We start from the raw sequence: 22,529 nt of genomic DNA, 5'->3' as shown, positions 1-22,529 counted from the left end.
TCTACGAACTGCGGTTGCAGCTTTAACGCCTGGCCGCTATGTCGCACGGGTTTCGCACGGAAAACACACGGGTTTCAAATGGAGCTTCCCGCCCCTTTGCGTCAAGCGGTTGATGCGTATCTGGAGGGCACGCCGCTTTCCGAGATTCAGGGCGCTGCCCAGCGCCTCTCGCAGCGCTACCGTGCCGAGACCAGAGACGGTGCGTTGCATGTGGGCGATGCGCTGGCGGCGAAAGCCTATCTGGCAACCCGCCTGCCCGCCACCTATGCTGCCGTGCGCCAATGCCTTTCGGAGACAGGGGCCCGGCGGCAGGATTTCGCACCATCGCATATGCTCGATGTCGGTGCCGGTCCCGGTACGGCGCTTTGGGCGGCCCTTGGAGAATGGCCAGAGCTCGGCGCGGCAACGCTGGTCGAGACAAGCGCTGCCATGCGCGAGACCGGCGCAAAGCTTGCTGAAGCTCTCCCCGTGGAAGCCAGGTGGCATGCGGCGGGAGTCGAAGGCGGTTTAACCGATATCGCGCCAGCCGACCTCGTGACGCTCTGCTATGTTCTGGACGAGCTTGCTCCGGCGGTTCGCGATACGCTGATTGACCGTCTCTGGGCGCTAACCGCCAATGTGCTGGTGATCGTAGAGCCGGGAACGCCTGCCGGGTGGCAGCGCATTCTTGCCGCGCGCGACAGGTTGATCGCCCTTGGCGGCAACATTCTCGCCCCCTGCGCGCATCACGCGCCCTGCCCGATCGCAGCGCCCGACTGGTGCCATTTTTCGCGCCGGGTCGCCCGCTCGCGCCTGCACCGCACCGCCAAGGGTGGCGAGGTGCCGTGGGAGGATGAAAAATTCAGCTATCTGGCGGTTTCGCGCCATGCCCCCGATGATCGCCCCGACCGCGTGCTCGCCCCGCCGAAAACGGCGAGCGGCATGGTACGCCTGAAACTGTGCACCAGCGGTGGCGCGTTGGACGACCGCCTCGTCACCCGCCGCGAAGGCCGCACCTTCAAGGCCGCCCGCAAGACCGACTGGGGAGACGCGTTTTAAGCTTCGACAATGCGCCCTATTTCCCGGCCGCAAGCTGCTTCAGCCGGTAAAGCGCCTCCAGCGCTTCGCGTGGGGTCAGATCATCCGGATTGATCGCGAGCAGTTCTTCGCCAACGCGGTCCGGCGTCTTCGACGCTTTCGCTTCCTGCTTCGCCGCCACTGAGAAAAGCGGCAGATCATCGATTAGTTTCGACGCCTTGCCGGAAGTCTCACCCTCCTCAAGCTGCTGAAGCACTGCGCGCGCCCGCTCCACCACCGCATGGGGCAGGCCGGCAAGGCGGGCCACCTGCACACCGTAGGAACGGTCGGCCGCGCCGCGTCCCACCTCGTGCAGGAACACCACGTCCCCCTCGAATTCCTTCACCCGCATGGTGACGTTGGAGAGCCGTCCGAGCTTTTCCGAAAGCGCGGTCATCTCGTGGAAATGCGTGGCGAAGAGCGCGCGGCAGCGGTTTTGTTCATGGAGATATTCCACCGCTGCCCAGGCGATGGACAGGCCATCGAAGGTCGCCGTGCCGCGGCCGATCTCATCAAGAATCACCAACGCACGCGGCCCCGCCTGATTGAGGATCGCCGCCGTTTCCACCATCTCTACCATGAAGGTCGAGCGGCCACGCGCCAGATCGTCGGATGCGCCAACGCGGCTGAACAGGCGATCCACCACGCCGATGCGGGCGACAGATGCAGGAACGAAGGAGCCCATCTGCGCCATCACCGCGATCAGCGCGTTCTGGCGCAGGAAGGTCGATTTACCGCCCATATTCGGGCCGGTCAGAAGCCAGATCGCTCCCGCATCCTCCTTGCCCGTGGGCGAGAGGTCGCAATCATTGGCAACGAAGGGCTCGGCCAACTGCTTGCGCAGCGCCTGCTCGACCACGGGATGTCGACCGCCCTCAATGTGAAAATCGAGACTGCCATCCACCTGCGGGCGGCAGTAGTTTTCCGCTTCCGCCAGTTCGGCAAGTGCGGTCGAAACATCGAGCACAGCCAGAGCATCGGCGGCAGCGCGGATGCGGTCGGCGGCGGCCACGGCTTCGGACAGCAGTTGATCGAAGACACCAAGCTCGATCTGCAGGGCGCGGTCGGCGGCATTGGCGATTTTGGTTTCAAGCTCGGCCAGCTCCGTCGTGGTGAAGCGCATGGCGTTGGCCATGGTCTGGCGGTGGATGAAGCGCGCCTTCGCCTCGTCCGTGCCGGTCATCACGCCGGCATTGTTGGCCGTGACCTCGATATAATAGCCAAGCACATTGTTGTGCCGGATCTTGAGCGACTTGACGCCCGTCTCCTCGGCAAGCTGGCGCTCCATCTCGGCGATCACCCGGCGCGACTGGTCGCGCAGCGCGCGCATCTCATCGAGCTCTTCATTGTAGCCGGCACGGATGAAGCCGCCATCGCGTTTCAAGAGCGGAAGCTCGTCGGAAAGCGCGCGGGACAGATGGGCGGCGAAATCCAGAGGCAGGCCGGCAATGCCGGACAGTGCGGCGGCGATTTCGGCAGGCGCGTCCTTGCCCTGAAGCAGCTCCGCCACGCCATGGGCCGCCTCAAAACCGGATGCGAGCGCGCCAAGGTCGCGCGGGCCGCCACGGTTGAGCGCCAGCCGCGAGAGCGCGCGGGCAATGTCCGGCACGCCTTTCAAGAGCCGGCGCACATCCTCGCGCAGGCCGGGTTCGGCGAGGAAGAAGGAGACCGCATCGAGCCGCCCGCCAATCGCTTCCGGATCGGTGAGCGGCGACATGAGCCGCTCGAAGAGAAGCCGGCTCCCCGCGCCCGTCACCGTGCGGTCGATGGCCTTGGCAAGGCTGCCCTCGCGGCTGCCGGACAAGGTACGGCCAAGCTCCAGATTGGCGCGGGTGGCCGGGTCGATGAAGAGGCTCGCTCCCTCGTCATCACGCTCCGGGCGGCCAAGCGGCGGACGTTCGGCCTTTTGCGTCTTCTCCACATAGGCGACAGCACCGGAAATGGCCGAAAGCTCGGCGCGGGAATAGCGGCCAAAGCCTTCCAGCGTCGCCACACCGTAAAAGCGCGTCAGGCGCATTTCGGCGGAGGCGGAATCGAACATGTTGGCCGGTTGCGGATTGGCCACCCGGCCCAGAACATCGAAGGCGGGCCGAAAAGCCTCGTCGTAATAGACCGCCTCCGGCACGATCAGCTCGCGCGGGTCGATGCGCAGCACATCGGCCAGAAGCCGGTCGGGCCGCGTCGGCGCGACGCGGAATGCGCCGGTGGAAATGTCGATCCAGGCGAGAGCAAGGCTCTCATCCCCGCCCTTCACCCGGCCAAGGGCCATCAGGTAATTGGCCTCGGATGGGTCGAGCAGCTTTTCCTCGGTGATGGTGCCCGGTGTGACCAGCCGGATCACGTCGCGCCGCACCACGGATTTCGAGCCGCGCTTCTTGGCCTCGGCTGGGTCTTCCATCTGCTCGCAGACGGCGACGCGATGGCCAAGACCGATCAGCTTTTGCAGATAATCATCGGCCGCATGGACCGGCACGCCGCACATGGGAATGTCGTCGCCCTGATGCTTGCCGCGCTTGGTAAGCGTGATGCCCAGCGCCCGGCTTGCCACCTCCGCATCGTCGAAAAACAGCTCGTAGAAATCGCCCATGCGGTAAAACAGGAGCGAATCGGGATTGGCCATCTTGATTTCGATGTACTGCGCCATCATGGGTGTCGCCCCGGCGGCGGCCTCCAAAGCCTTCTGGCGCATCGGCGTTTCGTCGTTCAAGGAGGGCTCCCCCGGCCTTTGTACTGGCTTCAAATCAACAGCTTCAATCTGCTTGGCCATTTACTGGGCAAAAGTGTAGCCTTATGCACCCGTCACTGGCAAAACTCCACAGAAAGCATAAGCCAGAGCCCGTCTCCCGGAGGAAACAAGCCGACATGCCCAACGATAAAAAGTCCGAACGTCAGGGACCATCCGTCAGCCCGCAGGAAGCGCTGGACTTCCACTCATCCGGCAGACCCGGCAAGCTGGAAATCACCCCCACAAAGCCGATGGCGACACAGCGCGACCTGTCACTCGCCTATTCTCCGGGCGTGGCCGTGCCCGTTCAGGCCATTGCCGAAGACCCGAGCCGCGCCTTCGACTACACCACGCGCGGCAACATGGTGGCCGTCATTTCCAACGGTACGGCGATCCTCGGCCTTGGCAATCTGGGCGCGCTTGCCTCCAAGCCGGTGATGGAGGGCAAGTCCGTCCTTTTCAAACGCTTCGCCGACGTGGATTCCATCGATCTGGAAGTCGACACGGAAGACGCCGACGCCTTCGTCAACTGCGTCAAGCTGCTCGGCCCCTCCTTCGGCGGCATCAATCTGGAAGACATCAAGGCGCCCGAGTGCTTCATCATCGAAAGCCAGTTGCGCGAGCTGATGGACATCCCCGTCTTTCATGACGACCAGCATGGCACGGCCATCATCGCGCTCGCCGGCCTCATCAACGCGCTGCACCTCACCGACCGCGACATCAAGACGACCAAGCTTGTCTGCAATGGCGCGGGGGCTGCCGGTATCGCCTGTATCGAGCTTGCCAAATCGCTTGGTCTCGCGCCGGAAAACGTCTTCCTCTGCGACACGAAGGGCGTGGTCTACAAGGGCCGCGAGGAAGGCATGAACCAGTGGAAATCCGCTCATGCCGTCGAAACCGACAGGCGTACGCTGGCCGAGGCGCTGGAAGGGGCGGATGTGTTTTTCGGCCTTTCGGCCAAGGGCGCGCTGACGCCGGCCATGGTGCAATCCATGGCGAAAAACCCGATCATCTTCGCCATGGCCAATCCGGACCCGGAGATCACGCCGGAGGAAGTGGCCGAAATCCGCACCGACGCCATCATGGCGACGGGTCGCTCGGACTATCCCAACCAGGTGAACAATGTTCTCGGCTTCCCCTATATCTTCCGTGGCGCGCTCGATGTGCGCGCGACCACCATCAACGACGCGATGAAGGTGGCCGCCGCCGAGGCGCTGGCCGAGCTTGCCCGCAAGGACGTGCCGGACGATGTGGCCGCCGCCTATCAGGGCAACCGCCCCAAATACGGCCCCAACTACATCATCCCCGTGCCGTTCGATCCGCGCCTCATCTCGGCGGTGCCGGTGGCTGTCGCAAAGGCGGCGATGGATTCGGGCGTTGCCCGCCGCCCCATCCTCGACATGCAGAAATACGAAAACGAGCTTTCGGCCCGCCGCGACCCGCTCGCCTCGACGCTCCAGCGCATCTACGATCGGGTGCGCCGCCAGCCCAAGCGTGTGGTCTTCGCCGAGGGCGAGGAAGAACAGGTGATGCGGGCTGCCGCCTCCTATGTGAACCAGAAGCTCGGCACCGCCATCCTGCTCGGCCGGGAAGAGCAGATCCGTGAGACGGCGCGGCAGGCGGGCGTGGATCTTTCCAAATCCGGCATCGAGATCATCAATGCGCGGCTTTCGCGCCGCAACAGCATCTATGCCGACTATCTCTATGAGCGCCTGCAGCGGAAGGGCTATCTCTTCCGCGATGCGCAGCGCCTGATCAACAACGACCGCAACCACTTCGCCGCCACCATGGTGGCGCTGGGCGATGCGGATGCGATGGTGAGCGGCGTGACGCGCAACTATTCCACCGTGCTCGACGATGTGCGCCGCGTGATCGACGCGCGCCCCGGCCACCGGGTGATCGGCGTCACGCTGGCGCTGTGCCGCGGGCGCACCGTGCTCGTGGCCGACACGGCGGTGCACGACATGCCCAATTCCGAGGAGCTGGCCGACATTGCCGAGGAGGCCGCAGGGCAGGCCCGCCGCATGGGCTATGAGCCGCGCGTGGCGATGCTCGCCTATTCCACCTTCGGCCACCCGCCGGGCGAACGCTCCGAGCGTGTGCAGGAGGCGGTGAAGATCCTCGACAAGCGCCGGGTCGATTTCGAATATGATGGCGAGATGGCCGCAGACGTGGCGCTGAACCCGGACCTGATGCAGCAATATCCCTTCTGCCGCCTGTCGGGCCCGGCCAACGTGCTGGTCATGCCTGCCTTCCACTCCGCCTCCATCTCCACGAAGATGCTTCAGGAACTGGGCGGCTCCACCGTCATCGGCCCGCTTCTGGTGGGGCTGAACAAGTCTGTTCAGGTGGTTTCGCTCAACGCGAAGGATTCCGATATCGTGAACATGGCGGCGATTGCGGCTTATAATGCCGGGGGGTGATGGGGGAGTGATAGCGGTAGAGGAATTTTACGATAAAGCGGACTTCAAGACGACCATAGGCAGCGCTAGATAGGCCTAAAGCTTGAATGGCTAGCCACTAAGTGAGTGTACTTGCATCGGCTTTCTCCCCCTTGGTACACCACAGTACCTGAGAAAATTTCAAGCCAGTTATTAATCAATTTTCCGACGCTGCGAGTACATCTAATGTTGGACATATTTTTATATTCCCGTCACATTATCGGATACTAAACATCCGATGGGGTGGGGGGAGCATATGATCCAGAGGAAATCGGGAGCGGGGCGCTGTGATCTGTGAAACGAGATTAAGCCGCCTTGACCGTCCGACAGAAGTCGGAAGAACAAAACCACTTAGAGCAGCAGTTTTGGATAACCTTGAAAATGAACACGAGATCGTTCTGAAGGTTTCAGATGGCCCTGAATGCAGTATCGAAGGCCTTGCAAACGAATTAATCGGATCTCTTTTGGCTGCGGATTTAGGATTACCGGTGTGTAAACCTTTTTTGGTGAGAATTGACAGAGATTTTCTCGAAGCGGTGACCGATCCTTCGCTAAAGATGCGCCTCCAAAATTCGTGCCCTGTAGCGTTCGGCTCAGAACACGCCGGAGTACAATGGAGACGATGGCTTCCCTCTGATCGACTATCTAGAAATCAGATCGATCAGGCGATATCGGTATTGGCGTTCGACGGCTTTATAGGTAACAGTGACCGTAGTCCGAGGAACTCGAACATGCTCGTAAAGGATCAGCTCTGGCGGTTGATCGATCACGAGAGTGCATTTCGTTTTCGGATGAAGCTGTTTCCCCGTTGTGAACCATGGTCGCCAGGCAACCTTGCCATGATGTGCAATTATGGGGCCGACAGTGAACACATTTTTGCTCAACAGCTATCGGGAAAAAGAGAACTCGACCTTACGCCAATAAGAGCTCAGTGGGCAGACTTGTCAGATGTGAGGTTGGCGCAATATGACGCTGTACTCCCAAGCGAATGGGATGGGGTTCGCCCTTTCATAACCGAGGCGTTAGAACATATTAAAAGGGTCAGGGATCAGATTGATCATTGCATCCGAGAGGTCGAAAGAGTGCTGTCATGATAAGAGAGCCATACACATACGCCATATTGAGGTACCGACACGACGCGATCGCCGGAGAACAGATTAACATCGGCGTTATTCTCTACGCACCCAAAAGCGGTTATCTCGGATCGAAATTCAAGAAAGCACTTAGCCGGATCACAAAGGTTTTCCCCACGGCTAGCGGTTCGGCGCTTCGCCACGACATTCGACAGATTGAACGCGCATTCGCAAAGATCACAAAAAACGGCCAGACAAACGACCTATTGTCAAGGGATATGAACGCACTCTCGTTTGGCCACAAAGTTGTCGCTGCTGATGACAGCTCTCTTGTTTGGAGTGAGATGGGTGCAGGTGTGACGGCTGATCCCGATAAAACGCTTGAAAACCTCCACCAACGCTTTATCGGCCAATACGATGAGGAAACCGTCCACCGTCGAGCTGATAGTGATATATGGAAGCCATTTCGCGATAAACTATTGGAACGAAAGATCGAAGGTATATTTAAGAAAAAGGTTATTCGATCACCACGAAACGAAGTTGAATTCGAACACGCTTGGAAGAATGGGAAATGGCATTGCATACAACCACTTTCTTTCGACTTGACCACGGAAGAGGGAGTTCAGGACAAAGCCGCCCGTTGGGTTGGCACCTTAGTTGGCCTCTCAAAAGGAACAGAAAACTTCAAGACGTACTTTCTCGTTGGGGAGCCCACTGACAAAAAAATGTTACCAGCTTACAAACGAGCACTGGAATTTCTGCACGACGCCCCGCTTGATCCAGAGATTATTCCTGAGAGCGAGATGGACAACCTTGCAGATCGCTTGGCTGACAAGATCCACGCTAGTCACTGACTAGCGTGGCATTCAACATTAGTGGCCTCCCGGCAGCCCCCTCAAGCCGCAAAACGCTGCGCTTCGGCCCCGTAATAATTAATATACCGGTCCGAGATCGCCTCCACCGGCAGGACCACGAACACATCCGTGGTGCCGAAATCATGGTCGATCACGCAGCCATCGCCAAAGCGTGCGCCGAGGCGCAGATAGCCTTTGACGAGGGGTGGCATGGCGGCAAGCGCCGAGCGGGTCTGGATCGCTTCCTTCGGCATCAGGTCGAGCGGGGCGTAGCGGCTGGCGACGGCGCGCACATGCCATTCGGCCTCCACCTGGCAAAAATGCCCGAGGAAGGAGAGCGCCTCCGCATGGGCCGCCGGCACGACGCCGGGGAAGGAGGCGCAGCCCATCATCACGTCGATGCGCTTCTTGCGACAATAGGCCCAGATGCCCTGCCACAGAAGCTCGATCGTGCGCTTGGTGCGGTAGGGCGGCAGAACGCAGGAGCGGCCAAGCTCCAGAAAGCGGCGGCCCTGATGGCGGGCCATCAGCGTTTCGATGGCGAATTCGTCTGCGGAGTAGAATTTTCCGGCCCGGCGCGCGCCCTCCGGCGTCAGAAGCCGGTAGGTGCCGACGATGCGGTCCACATCCTCGCCCGGCAGCGCGGTGTCGAACACCAGAAGATGGTCGCACACGGCATCGAATGCATCCGCATCGCGGTCGGCACTCAGCGCGCCGAGCGGCGCTTTCGCGCCCATCTCATTGTAGAAAACCCGGTAGCGAATGCTCTGGGCCGCGGCAATCTCCTCCTCGCTGCGCGCAAGGCGCACTTCGAGCGCGCCGATGCGGCCCAGAAGCGCGTCCTCGGCATCGCCGGGGAGCGGCGGCCTTGCGGCCTTGTCATCGAGAGGCGTCCGGTTCAGCGTGATGCCCTGCATAGCTGTTGCTCCTCCGCTTGGCGTTGAAGCTGAAATAATGATCGCTTGCGACAGAACTATGACACTACCGTCACGGGAGGTTAGCAGCAAGCGGGTGTTGGGGCCGGGCACCGTCCCCGCTCCGCCGGCAGCGCCTTCTGCGGAACCCGGCTCTGCTTCTCAATGGGTCCCGGGTCAGGCCGGGATGAAGCGGTGCTTGGAGGGGAAGCCACACACACCCCTCATCCTGAGCGTCCTGAGCTTGCCGAAGGGCGAAGGGAGAGGGCGGCATGTAGTGCAGCGGCGGAGAGCGTGGGGCATGCCTTCACCCCCGCCCTTCGACAAGCTCAGGATGAGGGTGAAGGCACGGCGATGCCGCGACTGTGGAAAAACACCAGCGCCTGCGCCCCCTTCTCCCCGCGAGCGGGGGCGGAAGAAGAAGGCCGTCACAGCGGGCGCCGAGCCGGTCTGTCCCCACCCTGTTTTCAGGCCGTGACCTGCAGCTCCAGCGCGGCCAGAAGTTCGTCCGGGTCGAGCGGCTTGGTGACAAAGCCATTGGCGCCATGGGCAAGCACGCCGCTGCGCGTCTCCTCCTGCCCGTCGGCGGTGAGAACGAGGATGGGCAGTGGCGCCAGCCCGGTTTCCTCCTCGTGCCGGCGGATGGCGTTGATGGCGTCGAGCCCGTCCATCACCGGCATGTGCAGGTCCATCAGCACCGCATCAAAGCGTGTGCCCGGCGCGCTCACCGCCTCCACCGCCTCGCGCCCGTTGGAAACGAGCGTGACCCGATGCCCCGCGCGAGACAGTGTAGCGCGCGCCAGCATGGCGTTGATCTCGTTGTCCTCGGCGACCAGAATATTGAGCCCGCCCGCGCGCCGGCCCATGGTCCCGGCATCATGTGTGCGATCATGCGTTTCCGCAGCCGGCCAGGTGGCCTCGCTCTTGCTGCCCAAAAGCTGGCGCAGCAGCGTCCTGCCCCGCACGGGCCGGGCGAGAAACGCGCCATAGCCGCTGGCGCGAAACGCGGGAAGCCGCCCGCGCTCCGATGGCGTGATCAGCGTCAGCGCGCGGTCTCCGCCCACGCCAAGCGCGTGCAGACGGGTGATCAGCGCGCCATCGTCGCTTTCAAGCGAGGCGTCGACCAGCACCGTGTTGAACGGCCGGCCGCTCTCTTCGGCGAGCCGTGCCGCATCCTCCGCAGTGGCGGCGATCGCCGCGCGCCCGCCATGGACACGCATAGTCATGGCGATGGTTTCGGCCTCCTGCACGAAGGGCGAGAGAATGACGGCGTTGACCTCTTCGAGCACCGGCTCGACACGCCCCGCCTCGTCCGCCTCCGCGCCCAGCGGCAGGAGCACGGCAAATTCCGAGCCCTCGCCCGGCGTGCTCGCCACGCTGATTGCGCCATTCATCGCGTCGACAATGCGCTTGGTGATGGCAAGGCCGAGCCCCGCGCCGCCATGGCGGCGGGTGGAGCTGCCGTCCACCTGTTCGAAATCCTTGAAAATGCGGTTGATGTCGTCCTTTTCGAGCCCGGGGCCGGAATCGGAAACGGCAATCCGCAGCGCCGGCGCGCCATTCTTCTCCGCCCGCGAGACAGCGACCGTCACCCCTCCCTCATCGGTGAATTTCAGCGCATTGCCGAGGAGGTTGATCAGCACCTGGCGCAGCCGACCCGGATCCGCCGTGATGGTTTCGGGCACATCCGGCGCGATGTAGCAGCCAAGGCCGACGTTCTTTGTGAAAGCGCGCGCGGCCAGAAGCTCGACCACGTTTTCCACGAGCTCGTTCAGCGGAAGCGCCTGGGGCTCCAGTTCCAGCCGCCCCGCCTCGATCTTGGAATAGTCGAGCAGGTCCTCGATCAGCGCCACAAGCGCGGCGGCCGAAGTGGAAACCGCGCCCACATAGGTGCGCTGCTCGGGCGTCAGTTCCGTGTCGGCCAAAAGCGTCGCCATGCCCATGATGCCGTTCATCGGCGTGCGGATTTCATGGCTCACCGTGGCAAGGAAGCTCGATTTCGCACGGCTTGCCTGCTCGGCGCGTTCGCGCGCGTTGATCAGCGCCGTCTCGGCCCGCTTGCGGGCGGTGATGTCGCGCGCAATGGCCCGGTGCGACACCGAATCCGCGCTGTCGTCGCGCACCGAGTGCTCGATCCATGAATACCAGCGCACCCCGCCACGCGTGTGGATCGCCACATCGGTGGAGCTCAAACATTCGCCATCGGTGAAGGCGGCATCCGGCACAAGGCCGATGTCGATGCCGAGCTGGCTCAGTTTGCGGCCCACCAGGGTGGAAGGGTCGCGGCCCAGAAGATCGGCGAAAACGCGGTTCACATAGACGATGCGGCCGCTGCGATCGCGGTGGACGATTAGGTCACCCAGCGCATCCACCAGCCCGTGAAAGCGCTCCTCGCTTTCGCGCAGCTCCCACATGCGGTCGGCCAGTTCTTCGAGCTCGCCGCGATTGACCGCTTCGGATTCGGCCAGAACCGATGCCATGCGTCGATCCACCATCGACGCGCGAAGAGCGAGCGCCAGCGCAACACCACCCAGTGCCAGAAGCGCCATGCTGACAAGCGGCGAGGCACCGGTCAGATGGCCGAGCCCCGCAATCAGAAGAATTGCCAGGCCGATGGCCAATTCGCCATGATGCGTCGGCACGGGAAGCCGCACCGGCGCCAGCGCCGGTGGCCTGATGCGGATCCTCTTGCGCGGCTGCCGCTCCCGGGGGAGCGTCTTTGCCGGCTTCGGGTCGCCTTTGCTTTTCCCCGCCATTGTCATGGCGCAGACAATAGGCGGCGGGCATTACAGAAGCTTTTGGCTGGCCGTTCGAATTTTAGCGAATGGCTTAACCGGGCATCTCCACCACCACGCGCCCGCGCACCCTGCCCTCGATGATGTCCGTTGCCGCCGTGATCACCTCGCTGAACGGCACGACGCTTGCGATCGCGCCAAGCTTTTTGTGGTCGAGCTCTTTGGCAATGCGCTGCCAGGCCTCTATGCGCAGCTCCTTCGGCGCCATGACGGAATCAACGCCCAATAGCGAGACGCCGCGCAGGATGAACGGCGCGACACTGGCCGGCAGGTCCATGCCCTGCGCCAGCCCGCAGGCCGCCACCGCGCCACCATAGGAGGTCATGGAAAGCATATTGGCGAGCGTGTGGCTGCCCACCGCGTCGACGCCGCCGGCCCAGCGCTCCTTGCCGAGCGGACGGGCGGGACCGGAAAGCTCCTCCCGGTCGATGATTTCTGATGCACCCAGTTCCTTCAGGTAATCGGCTTCGGATGCGCGGCCGGTGGAGGCGATCACGTGATGCCCCTGCCCGGCCAGAAGCGCGATGGCGACCGAGCCGACACCGCCGGCAGCCCCCGTCACCACCACCGGCCCGCGCTCCGGGGTGATGCCGTGGCGCTCCAGCGCCATCACGCACAGCATGGCCGTATAGCCGGCAGTGCCCACGGCCATCGCGTCCTTTGGGGTCATGCCATCGGGCAGCGGCACCAGCCAGTCGCCATTCACCCGCGCGCGCCCGGCATAGGCGCCACAATGCGTCTCGCCCACGCCCCAGCCATTGAGAATGACCTTGTCGCCCTCTTTCCAGCCGTCATGGGTGGATTTCGTCACCGTGCCGGCGAAATCGATGCCCGGTACGAGGGGAAAGCGCCGCACCACGGGGGCCTTGCCGGTGATGGCGAGCCCGTCCTTGTAGTTGACGGTGGTCGCCTCCACGGCGACTGTAACGTCGCCCTCCATCAGATCGTCTTCGGAAAGCTCCGTCCAGTCGACGGATTGCTTCTTGTCCTCGTCGCGCGAAATCAGAACCGCTTGAAACGTGTCCGCCATCACTCACTCCGGCTGGTTACGGTCATCGATGATGGCAGACTTTGCGGCGCAGCGGGCGCGAGGTCAATCCGCGTGCGTCTCGCCGCCCGAGCGGCCGCGCCGCCAGTCGAGAAACTCATCGAGGATGACAAGTCCCGCACCGATGGTGATGAACACATCGGCCAGATTGAAGATCGCAAACGACCAGACCGGCGTGTGGAAATAGATGTAGTCGGTGACGAAACCGTTGGTGAGCCGGTCGATGAGATTGCCGAATGCCCCACCCAGAATGAGCGCGAAGCCGAGCCGTGCCCATGTTTGCGCGGCCCCCGTGCGCAGTGCGAGATACCCGATGAACAGGATCACGCCTGCCATCACGAGGCTCAGTGCCATGTCACTCATGCCGGAAAACATGGAGAAGGCAATGCCGGTGTTGCGTGAATGCAGAAGCGAGAGGAACGGCAGAAGCTCGATCCGCTCATGCAGCGGCATCATCGTCTCGACCACTTCCTTCACCACCTGATCTGCGACCGTGAAGAGCACGATCAGCAGCGCGTAGAACCCGATCGCGCGCGCGCTCATGCGTCCGCCCTTTCTTCAAGCGGCAGCGCCGCGCGCCGGATTTCATAGAGCATCACGCCCGTTGCCACGGCGAGATTGAGCGAATCCGCCCGCCCCGCCTGCGGAATACGCACGAGCGTGTCGCAGCTTTCGGCAAGCCGGTCCGGCAGGCCCTGTTGCTCATTGCCCATCAAGAGCAGGATCGAACCCTTCGTGTAATCGACGGTGCGATAATCGACAGATCCCTTCAGATGGGTGCCTACGACCCGACCGGAAAAGCCTTTCCGCCACGAGAGGAACGCCTGCTCATTTGCACGCACGATGGGCACAGCGAAAATGGAGCCCATCGTGGCCCGGACCGTCTCGAAGGAAAACGGGTCGGTGCAGTCGCCAACCAGAATAAGACCCTTTGCACCCACAGCGTCCACAGTGCGCAGAACCGTGCCAAGATTGCCGGGGTCGCGGACCCGGTCGAGCGCCACCCAGACCTCGCCATCGGCGGGTTTTAAGGTTTCAAGCTTAACCGTCTTCTGCTCGAAGACGCCGAGAACCATCTGCGGATTGTCGCGCTTGGTGATGGTCGACAAGACCTTCTCGCTGACGATCAGAACAAGACCGCCGGTTGCCACGGTGCGCGCGGCCAGCCGCTCCACCGCCTCATTGCCGCGCCCCGCCTTGGCATAAAGCAGCGTGCGGATTGTCCAGCCGGCATCGAACGCGTCGATCACCAGCTTCTGCCCCTCGGCGATGAAGGCGTGTTCACGGTCGCGGTATTTCTTTTGCGCCAGCGCGCGAATGTCCTTGATGATCGGATTGGTGAGGCTGGTGACTTCCTTTACCTGGCCCGGCCTGCGCCGCTCGTTCTCATGTCCGCTCATGATGCTACCCAGCGCGAAAACAGCGAGGTGGACAGGGCGCGGCCGGCCGACTTCTCGCGGATAATGAGTTCCCCCGATTCCACCCGGCCACCATCGCCGGCGAATGTGTCGCGCATCAGGGCGTGGATGGCAAAAAAGGACGCTCGGATGGAATAGGCCGTCAGCACCACTGCCAGCGGGTTGGGTGTCAGGATCGATCGACAGAGATCAGCCAGATAGGGCAGATCCTCGAACAGCTGCCACACCTCGCCCTTGGGCCCGCGCCCATAAGCGGGCGGGTCGAACAGAACGATGTCATAGGCATTGCCGCGTCGCGCCTCGCGTGCAGCAAACTTCACCGCATCTTCGCAAATCCAGCGGATCGGCCTGTCGCCGAGCCTGGCCATTTCCTGGTTCTCGCGTGCCCAGCCAATCGCCTTCTTGGAAGCGTCCACATGGGTCACTTCAGCCCCCGCACGGGCCGCAACCAGCGAAGCAAGCCCCGTATAGCCAAACAGATTGAGCACCTTCACCGGGCGGCGCGCCTCGCGCACCAGCGTCTCCATATGGGACCAGTGGGTCGCCTGCTCGGGAAATACTCCCACATGACGAAACGAGGTAAATCGTCCGAGATAGTCGATCCCTTCATGGCGCATCGGCCATGTCTCACCCAACGGCTCCTTGGGGAAGCGCCAGCGCCCCATGCCTTCTTCGTCCGTATCGCCGGTAAAGATGGCATCCGCCCTGTTCCATTCCGCCGGGCCAAGCGCAGGTTGCCAGATCGCCTGCCCCTCCGGCCGCACGATTCGATAGGGACCGTACTGTTCGAGCTTCTGCCCTCCGCCGGAATCGAGCAGCGCATAATCATCATTCGGCAACACTTCTAGAATGACCGGCAAACGCTCATCTGGCAGTGTGCCTTTGCGGCGGGGTGGCGTTGGGCGCGCAGCCGGCGCGGACTGGCGCTGCAGCTGGGCGCTTGACGCCTTTTCATTCTTAGGGTTGCGCCGGTCGTCGTTCCGGCGTTTGGCGCGCGCAGGCTTCAATCGGGACTCCGCCATTGGGCTACGATGCCCGCGCTTCTGCCACAGGCAGATTTCTCAGGCAACACAAGGCTTGGTTGCCAAGCCTATGAGAGACACTTTCAGGAAGGGGAATGTCTGATGTGTGGCGCGTTGCCAGTGGACGGTGAGGGCGCCGTGCGCAGTTTGTCGACCTCTTTCTTGCGCTGACGCGCATCGCGTCGATAACGCCCCTGGCGAAACCACGTCGCTAGACTGCCACCGATCATCCCGAGAACGACGGAAAGGAAGAGATAGACAAAGAGCGGCCACTGGACTGTCAGGACCGGATTACCCGGATTGAACGGATCGATCGTGAACGGCACCAGACCACGATTGGCAACAGCCAGCGCGATGATGATTACCGCCAACGGCACGAGAATGAGTACAAGAATAATGCGGTTGGACATGTCAATCCACTGTGAAATTGTAGACGCTTCAGAAAGGAATTACTGGTCCTTCTCATCGTTCAAACGCTCGCGCAATTCCTTGCCGGTCTTGAAGAACGGAACCCACTTCTCCTCCACTTCGACGGACTCGCCAGTGCGAGGATTGCGACCGGTGCGCGCCGGACGATTCTTCACGGAGAACGCGCCGAAACCTCTCAGCTCCACGCGGTGTCCTTCCGCGAGCGCATCGGAAATTTCCTCAAAGATCGCGTTGACGATGTTTTCCACGTCACGGAGATAGAGATGCGGGTTGCGATTGGCAATCGTCTGCACAAGCTCTGATTTGATCATGGATTCTTTTCCGCCGCTGAGTTGCCCTGTTTGTCGCCATGTGCCTGTGACACAAAGATGATTTTGTTTGTTTTTTCAGTCAGTCAACCTGTTCATTTCAGGTTGCCAGACCGATAGGAGACCGTCAAGGAAGATGCGGTCGGCACCAAGCTCGCGCAGGATATCGGCACCGCCTTCCGGCACGCCGAGGAAACGGGAAGCGATCTGAGGCAGAATGAAGCTGCCAGCTGTTTCACGCTTTTTCCATTCGACCACGTTCAGATCATCGCTGAGCCCCTTGGAAACCAACCACTCTTTGGCTTCCCGTTCGCCGCCGAGCCCATCGACCAGCTTGTTCTCGAGCGCCTGCCGTCCGGTGAAAACCGAACCATCTGCAAGTGTCAACACCTCTTCCCGCGACAAGGGCCGGCGCTCAGTGACCAAGTCCACGAACCAGTCGTAGCTGTCGAGAATCATGGCGCGGATCATGGCGCGAGCCTCGTCGCTGGTCGGCTTGAAAGGCGAAGGCTCTGCCTTAAGCGGCGAGGATTTGATCTCCTCCAGCTTCACACCGAGTTTGTCCATCAGCCCGCTGACGTCCGGGTATTGGAAGAGGACTCCTATGGAACCGACGATAGAGGATTGCCGAGCGACAATATGATCGGTGGCGCTTGCGATCATGTAACCAGCAGACGCAGCCAGCGTGCCCACCTGTGCTGCCACCGGCTTTTCGCTGGCCAGGCGACGCACCTCTTCGTAGATCGCCTCGCCCCCGGCCGTGGTGCCGCCGGGTGAGTCGATCGTCAGGATCACGCCTTTAACCGATGGGGCTTCACGGATGCGCTGGAGCCTCTCCAGCAATTCGTCATCTTCGAAGATCGTTCCGGAAATCTTGACCTGAGCGATGTGGCTCGCGGAAACATCCACGGCACTTCCCATAATCTGCCGCGTGGCGAACGCGATCGCCAACACGATCACGGCAAAGGCCACGACCCGCCAGAATGTCAGCTTACGCCGCAATCGTCGCCGATCGATCAGTTCATCCGCTCGAGTGGACATGACATCCTCGCTTTCACCTGGTTCCGTTCCAAACCAAGCGCCTTTTAGTGCAAAGGCCAATTTGGAGCCACCGTCTTTGTACAAGATTTTGCGGCGAGCACACGTCATAGGCGAAAAAGGCGCGAAATTGCGCCTAAATCATTGTCGTTAATCCAAAAATAGCCATATTGGGATTGAATGGAGTATGAAGGGGCGAGTTTGGAACTCGGGGTTTTACGGCTGCGCTTTTTCCGCCGCAAACCCGGTTGGGTTGTATCGTCCCATGGATCGTGCGTTCCTCATCGGATCGTGAGCGGTATTGTCCGGGAGGGTTCAGCTCCAATCGATTGATTGGCCTGCTGTAGCGCACACGGAAAAATAGAATGATCGAATCAGTCAATAGCAGCGCCAGAGCGGCAAAAAGCGGGCGTGGTCAGGCAATCCGTAGCAGCGAGCGCGGAGCGGAAGCGTTCGAGCTGGCATCAAGGCATTCCCAGCGCGTGCGTTTTCTGAAGCTTGTTCTTCCGGCAATCGCTCTTGTCATCACAGTCGTGTTCGCCGGATATTCCTACATCTTCTCGGGCACGCGCGGAGCCATTGATTTGGCAAGCGCGTCGATCGAGGGTGGATCCCTGGTCATGTCCAGCCCTGAACTGAACGGTTTTACGAATGACGATCGCCCTTACAAGATGACAGCCGAACGTGCCCGCCAGAAGCTGGGCGGTAAGGATGTCATCGAGCTGGAGGGCATTCGTGCCCATGTGCCGGTGGACGCTGACAATTTTGCGACCATCCAGGCGAGTGACGGTATCTACGATCGCAGCAACAATCGCCTAGACATCACCAGCAAGATTTCGCTACGCACCACTTCAGGTATTGTTGCCACGTTGGATTCTGCGGAAATCGACATCGAGAAAAGCAGCCTCGCCTCTTCGAAGCCCGTGGAAATCGAGCTTGAAGGAACGAAGATTGCAGCCGATTCATTCGCGGCGGAAGACGGTGGCAAGGTGTTTGTATTCGATAAACGCGTTCGCGTTACAATCGACCCGTCGCGGCTTCGCGAAACAGCGTCGGCAACGGGAAATTGAACCACGGTCACCGGCGCGATGGCCAGGTAATGGAGAGGAACACAATGCGGATCGGAAGCTTCTCAAGGCTCGCCTCTGGCGTGCTCCTTCTCGCGGGATTGTCCTCTGCCGCTTTTGCGCAGGATTCTCAGAGCCGCCTGACGGGCCTCCAGCTCTCCGGCGACAAGCCCATCCAGATCGAGAGCGAGCGCCTTGAGGTGCGCGAGAGCGAGAATGTCGCGGTCTTCTCCGGCAATGTCTCCGTCGTGCAGGGTCCAACCCTGCTCAAGGCGGGGCGTATGAAGGTCTACTATCTGAAGGATGGCGGTTCGGCCGCCACCGGAAGCGCGAATATCGACCGGCTCGAGGTAGATGGCAATGTCTACGTGAAATCGGAAAATCAGGTCGCCACCGGCGACAGCGCCACGTTCGACATGGCAAGCGAAGTGCTCGTGCTCTCGGGCGAGGAAGTGGTGCTTTCGGAGGGCGAGAATGTCATTGTCGGCTGCCGTCTAACTGTGCAGATGAAGAGCGGTCAGGCAAAACTCGATGGCTGCAAAGGCGGTGGCTCGGGCGGCCGTGTAAAGATGCTGCTCACCCCTGGCTCCCAAAACAGGCAGTAATCCACGTTGATTTCAAAGTTGCGTAAGAGGCGGGCGGCAAAACAGCCGGCAGCGGAGAATCCGGCCAGTGGCAAGCTGCCCAATTACAAGGGCACGCTTATCGCGCGCGGTTTGACCAAAGCCTACAAGGGCCGCCAGGTGGTCAGCGGGGTTTCCATCGGTGTGCGTGCAGGCGAGGCGGTGGGCCTGCTCGGCCCCAACGGCGCCGGCAAAACCACCTGTTTCTACATGGTCACCGGCCTTGTTCCCGTGGACCAGGGCACGATCCACATCGACGGGCACGACGTCACCGGGATGCCCATGTATCGCCGCGCGCGGCTGGGAATCGGCTACCTCCCTCAGGAAGCCTCAATTTTCCGCGGGCTCACGGTGGAACAGAATATCCGCGCGATCCTTGAAGTTGTCGAGCCAAGCCGCAAGGAGCGCGACAAAAATCTCGACGCGCTTCTTGATGAATTCAACATCAGCCATCTTCGCAAATCACCCTCGGTTGCGCTTTCCGGCGGCGAACGGCGCAGACTGGAGATCGCCCGCGCTCTTGCCAGCCGCCCCAACTTCATGCTGCTCGACGAGCCGTTCGCCGGCATCGACCCCATCGCCGTGACCGACATTCAACAGCTCGTACGTCATCTTACCGCCCGCGGTATCGGCGTTCTGATCACCGATCATAATGTGCGCGAAACGTTGGGATTGATCGACAGGGCCTATATTATTCACGCTGGGCAGGTGCTCACCCACGGGCATCCCAACGACATTGTCGGCAACGCCGATGTGCGCCGCCTTTATCTTGGTGAAGGCTTCACCCTTTAACCATTCCCCTCTTTCAACTTGACAAGCAAAAGTCGGGCCAATTGAATCCGACTTCTTCCCGGCACTCCTGTCGGGCTCAATCGGGGCCGGTTTTAATGGTGCTTGCGCCAAAACTCCATTTGCGTCAGTCGCAATCGCTCGTGATGACGCCGCAGCTTTTGCAATCGATCAAGCTGTTGCAGATGACACACTTGGAGCTTGAGCGCTTCCTGGATACCGAAATTGAACGGAATCCGTTGCTGGAGCGTGGCGAAGACACTGCCGAAGAACGCCCCGAAACCTGGCAAAACGAACAGGCGGCTCACGAAAACACAGCTGAAGGCATCTCCGATAAACTCGATTCCTCCCTGGAGAATTTGTTTCCGGACGATCCCGGTACTCGGGAGCACATCAGCTTCGACTTGTCCGCCCAATGGAAGTCGGCCAGTGGCAACGGGCTCCAAAGCAGCAACGGCACCGCCTTCGATCTGGAAAACACAACGCCGGCTGCCCCTACCCTGCGCGACCATGTCAACGGCCAGATCGCGCTGGCCTTTACCGATCCCGCGCAACTGCTCATCGCTCACGAACTCGCAGAAGGGCTAGACGAAGCAGGCTACCTAAGCCTCGACATAGAAGAGCTCACCAACCGTGTCGGCGCAGCGCCCGAAGCCGTTCAGTCAACGCTTTCCATTTGCCAGACTTTTGACCCGCCTGGCCTCTTTGCGCGCAATCTGGCCGAGTGCCTGGCATTGCAGCTGATCGCACAGGATCGATACGATCCCGCCATGAAAGCGATGGTGAACAATCTCGAGCTTTTGGCCAAGCGTGATTTCCGTACACTTGGACGCCTGTGCGGCGTCGATGCAGAAGATCTGGCTGATATGCTCTCCGAAATTCGGGCGCTCGACCCCAAGCCCGGGCTAGCATTCTCTGGCGGGACAGCCGACCCTGTGGTGCCCGACATCGTTGTGAGAGCAACCAATGGTGGAGGCTGGTCAGTGGAACTCAATCCCGAGACGCTGCCACGCGTTCTCGTGAACGAGTCGTATTATGCGACAGTAGCCGGCCAGGCCCGCGAAGGCGAACGCCAGTTCCTGAGCGAATGCCTGCAAAGCGCCAACTGGCTCGCCCGCAGCCTCGACCAGCGGGCAAAGACCATTGTGAAAGTGGCCTCCGAGATTGTTCGCCAACAAGACGCGTTTCTGGTCTACGGTGTCAGCCATCTGAGACCGCTCAATCTGCGCACTGTGGCAGAAGCCATCGGGATGCATGAATCGACGATCAGCCGCGTGACCGTAAACAAATACATGATGACGCCGCGCGGCACATTCGAGCTGAGGTATTTCTTCACGTCGGCACTCGGCTCTGCTTCGGGTGGTGACCCGCACTCGTCGGAATCCGTGCGTGACCGCATTCGTTCACTTATCGATGCCGAGGCGCCATCAGCGGTGCTTTCCGACGATGCCCTTGTGGATAGGCTGCGCGAAGAAGGCATCGACATCGCACGTCGTACCGTTGCCAAGTATCGGGAAGCGCTCAATATTCCCTCGTCGGTGCAGCGTCGGCGTGAGAAGAAGATGCTTGCAACGGCAGGCACAAGAGGATGAATGGCCAATTCCTTGAATTGACAAGGGCGATGTAAGCCACTAGAAGCCCGCCCGCATGGACTATCAGGCCTTGAGAGCCTTCGACTTTTGTCCGCAGTGCCAGCAACCGAAGAAGGGATACGCGGCCGACTACATCACAATCCGCCGCGGCACCTTGTACATGCAAGCCACACGTATAAACTCGATTCGTTCGGTGTCTGATCAGGAAAGGTCTGTTTTCAGATGAGCTTACGTATTTCCGGAAAGCATATGGACATCGGCGAGGCGTTTCGCTCGCGTATCGAGGAGCGGATCGGCGAAGCCATCGATAAATATTTCGATGGTGGTTTTGCCGGTCGCGTAACGGTTGAAAAGTCGGGTTCTCGTTTTGCCGCCGATTGTATGATTCATCTCGACACAGGCATGGTGTTGCAGGGCACCGGCCAGGCGCAGGAGCCGCAATCCGCTTTCGATGCCGCCGCCGAGCGCATCGAGAAACGCTTGCGCCGCTACAAGCGCCGGCTGAAATCGCACAGCAACGGCCAGACTGTCGATCCGATGGATATTGCGTATCGCGTCATGGCGCCGGTGGCCGAAGATGAAGAAGAGGTCCCGGAAGATTACGCGCCCACCGTGGTCGCCGAATTGAAGATGGCGTTACAGACCATGTCTGTTGCCTCCGCCGTCATCGAGCTCGACACCAAGGACAATCCCGTCTTCGTATTCCGCAATGCCGGAAACAACGAAGTGAATATTGTCTATCGCCGCGCTGATGGAAACATCGGTTGGATCGATCCATCGGAAGTGGCAAGCGCATAGGTTCCGTGCCAGCCTCAGCGCCGGTCATGCAGCATGACCGGCGAACAGACAAAGCAGAGGATGCATAGACATGGATCTGAGCGATCTGATCGACCAGAAGGCCGTGATCCCAGCCTTGAAGGCCAATTCAAAGAAGCAGCTCTTGCAGCTTCTGGCTGAGAAAGCGGCAGGCGTAACAGGCCTGCCGGAACGTGAGATATTCGACACCATCCTGCAGAGGGAGCGTCTGGGCTCGACCGGCGTTGGCAATGGTGTCGCCATCCCGCACGGCAAACTACCCGGAATCGACCGCATCACCGGCGTGTTCGCTCGCCTGGAGACCCCGGTCGATTTCGAGGCCATCGACGACCAGCCCGTCGACCTCGTATTCCTGCTTCTCGCCCCCGAGGGGGCGGGTGCGGATCACCTCAAAGCGCTGTCTCGTATCGCGCGCGTGCTGCGCGACGCAGAGCACACGGCGAAGATCCGCGGCACAAAAGATGCTGCCGCCATTCACAGCTTTCTGGCACAGGCGCCGGCTTCCAACGCCGCCTGAACAA

At 61.0% G+C, this 22,529-nt stretch carries 20 protein-coding genes; 10 read left to right on the top strand and 10 right to left on the bottom strand.

Going from position 1 to position 22,529, the window contains the following annotated elements:
* Positions 1 to 78: 78 nt before the first annotated feature.
* Positions 79 to 1,038 (top strand): small ribosomal subunit Rsm22 family protein, encoded by a 960-nt coding sequence (locus tag KW403_RS10545; protein WP_223019451.1) that lies wholly within the window; start codon positions 79 to 81, stop codon positions 1,036 to 1,038.
* A gap of 16 nt (positions 1,039 to 1,054) precedes the next feature.
* Here KW403_RS10545 and mutS read toward each other — a convergent pair whose 3' ends face one another.
* Complete coding sequence (gene mutS, locus KW403_RS10540; protein ID WP_378596492.1) at positions 1,055 to 3,745, bottom strand: DNA mismatch repair protein MutS; 2,691 nt, start codon at positions 3,743 to 3,745, stop codon at positions 1,055 to 1,057.
* 173 nt (positions 3,746 to 3,918) lie between these two features.
* On the opposite strand from mutS, the gene KW403_RS10535 reads away from it, so the two are divergent.
* The 3 genes from KW403_RS10535 (at position 3,919) to KW403_RS10525 (ending at position 8,149) form a co-directional block, all read left to right on the top strand.
* Positions 3,919 to 6,204 (top strand): NADP-dependent malic enzyme, encoded by a 2,286-nt coding sequence (locus tag KW403_RS10535; protein ID WP_223019450.1) that lies wholly within the window; start codon positions 3,919 to 3,921, stop codon positions 6,202 to 6,204.
* A gap of 305 nt (positions 6,205 to 6,509) precedes the next feature.
* On the top strand, positions 6,510 to 7,316 hold the full coding sequence (locus tag KW403_RS10530) for a HipA family kinase (RefSeq protein ID WP_223019449.1): 807 nt from the start codon (positions 6,510 to 6,512) through the stop codon (positions 7,314 to 7,316).
* Positions 7,313 to 8,149 (top strand): DUF3037 domain-containing protein, encoded by an 837-nt coding sequence (locus KW403_RS10525; protein ID WP_223019448.1) that lies wholly within the window; start codon positions 7,313 to 7,315, stop codon positions 8,147 to 8,149. The genes KW403_RS10530 and KW403_RS10525 overlap by 4 nt, the downstream gene beginning before the upstream one ends.
* A 41-nt stretch (positions 8,150 to 8,190) precedes the next feature.
* Here the strand turns inward: KW403_RS10525 and olsB are convergent, their stop codons facing one another.
* From olsB to sppA, 9 genes are all read right to left on the bottom strand, one after another.
* Complete coding sequence (gene olsB, locus KW403_RS10520; protein ID WP_223019447.1) at positions 8,191 to 9,066, bottom strand: l-ornithine N(alpha)-acyltransferase; 876 nt, start codon at positions 9,064 to 9,066, stop codon at positions 8,191 to 8,193.
* A gap of 464 nt (positions 9,067 to 9,530) precedes the next feature.
* A complete protein-coding gene (locus KW403_RS10515) occupies positions 9,531 to 11,819 on the bottom strand; it encodes a PAS domain-containing hybrid sensor histidine kinase/response regulator (RefSeq protein WP_378596413.1) in 2,289 nt (762 codons plus the stop codon).
* Positions 11,820 to 11,892: 73 nt separating this feature from the next.
* Entirely contained in the window at positions 11,893 to 12,888 is a 996-nt protein-coding gene (gene acuI, locus KW403_RS10510) for an acrylyl-CoA reductase (NADPH) (RefSeq protein WP_223019445.1), read from the bottom strand.
* A 63-nt stretch (positions 12,889 to 12,951) separates the two neighbouring features.
* Positions 12,952 to 13,449 carry a signal peptidase II gene (lspA, locus tag KW403_RS10505; protein WP_223019444.1) on the bottom strand — a complete coding sequence of 166 codons (498 nt, stop codon included), beginning with the start codon at positions 13,447 to 13,449 and terminating at the stop codon, positions 12,952 to 12,954.
* The gene (locus tag KW403_RS10500; protein ID WP_223019443.1) at positions 13,446 to 14,306 is read right to left on the bottom strand and encodes a TrmH family RNA methyltransferase; all 861 of its coding nucleotides are present in this window, start codon (positions 14,304 to 14,306) and stop codon (positions 13,446 to 13,448) included. The genes lspA and KW403_RS10500 overlap by 4 nt, the downstream gene beginning before the upstream one ends.
* Complete coding sequence (locus KW403_RS10495; protein WP_223019442.1) at positions 14,303 to 15,331, bottom strand: RsmD family RNA methyltransferase; 1,029 nt, start codon at positions 15,329 to 15,331, stop codon at positions 14,303 to 14,305. Before KW403_RS10495 ends, KW403_RS10500 begins: the two co-directional genes overlap by 4 nt.
* Before the next feature lie 98 nt (positions 15,332 to 15,429).
* A complete protein-coding gene (locus KW403_RS10490; RefSeq protein ID WP_223019441.1) occupies positions 15,430 to 15,756 on the bottom strand; it encodes a lipopolysaccharide assembly protein LapA domain-containing protein in 327 nt (108 codons plus the stop codon).
* Positions 15,757 to 15,795: 39 nt separating this feature from the next.
* Positions 15,796 to 16,086, bottom strand: a complete 291-nt coding sequence (locus tag KW403_RS10485; protein WP_223019440.1) for an integration host factor subunit beta — start codon at positions 16,084 to 16,086, stop codon at positions 15,796 to 15,798.
* A 75-nt stretch (positions 16,087 to 16,161) separates the two neighbouring features.
* Positions 16,162 to 17,124, bottom strand: a complete 963-nt coding sequence (gene sppA / locus KW403_RS10480) for a signal peptide peptidase SppA (RefSeq protein WP_223019439.1) — start codon at positions 17,122 to 17,124, stop codon at positions 16,162 to 16,164.
* Between the two features lie 362 nt (positions 17,125 to 17,486).
* Between sppA and lptC the strand changes: the two genes are divergently transcribed.
* The 6 genes from lptC to ptsN all read left to right on the top strand — a co-directional run bounded on the left by lptC (position 17,487) and on the right by ptsN (position 22,525).
* A complete protein-coding gene (gene lptC / locus KW403_RS10475; protein ID WP_223019438.1) occupies positions 17,487 to 18,191 on the top strand; it encodes an LPS export ABC transporter periplasmic protein LptC in 705 nt (234 codons plus the stop codon).
* Positions 18,192 to 18,235: 44 nt separating this feature from the next.
* Positions 18,236 to 18,793: an LptA/OstA family protein gene (locus tag KW403_RS10470; RefSeq protein ID WP_223019437.1), complete on the top strand. Its 558-nt coding sequence runs from the start codon at positions 18,236 to 18,238 to the stop codon at positions 18,791 to 18,793.
* Positions 18,794 to 18,799: 6 nt separating this feature from the next.
* Complete coding sequence (gene lptB, locus KW403_RS10465; RefSeq protein ID WP_223019436.1) at positions 18,800 to 19,603, top strand: LPS export ABC transporter ATP-binding protein; 804 nt, start codon at positions 18,800 to 18,802, stop codon at positions 19,601 to 19,603.
* Between the two features lie 95 nt (positions 19,604 to 19,698).
* Positions 19,699 to 21,192 (top strand): RNA polymerase factor sigma-54, encoded by a 1,494-nt coding sequence (gene rpoN, locus KW403_RS10460; protein ID WP_223019435.1) that lies wholly within the window; start codon positions 19,699 to 19,701, stop codon positions 21,190 to 21,192.
* Positions 21,193 to 21,414: 222 nt separating this feature from the next.
* Positions 21,415 to 21,990, top strand: coding sequence for a ribosome hibernation-promoting factor, HPF/YfiA family (gene hpf, locus KW403_RS10455; RefSeq protein ID WP_223019434.1), 576 nt, complete (start codon positions 21,415 to 21,417; stop codon positions 21,988 to 21,990).
* A 70-nt stretch (positions 21,991 to 22,060) separates the two neighbouring features.
* A complete protein-coding gene (ptsN, locus tag KW403_RS10450; RefSeq protein WP_223019433.1) occupies positions 22,061 to 22,525 on the top strand; it encodes a PTS IIA-like nitrogen regulatory protein PtsN in 465 nt (154 codons plus the stop codon).
* The last annotated feature ends 4 nt before the right edge of the window (positions 22,526 to 22,529 follow it).

This window comes from Nitratireductor kimnyeongensis (assembly GCF_019891395.1).
In the GTDB taxonomy this organism is placed as follows: domain Bacteria; phylum Pseudomonadota; class Alphaproteobacteria; order Rhizobiales; family Rhizobiaceae; genus Nitratireductor; species Nitratireductor kimnyeongensis.
This window is presented reverse-complemented; position numbering and strand designations above follow the sequence as displayed.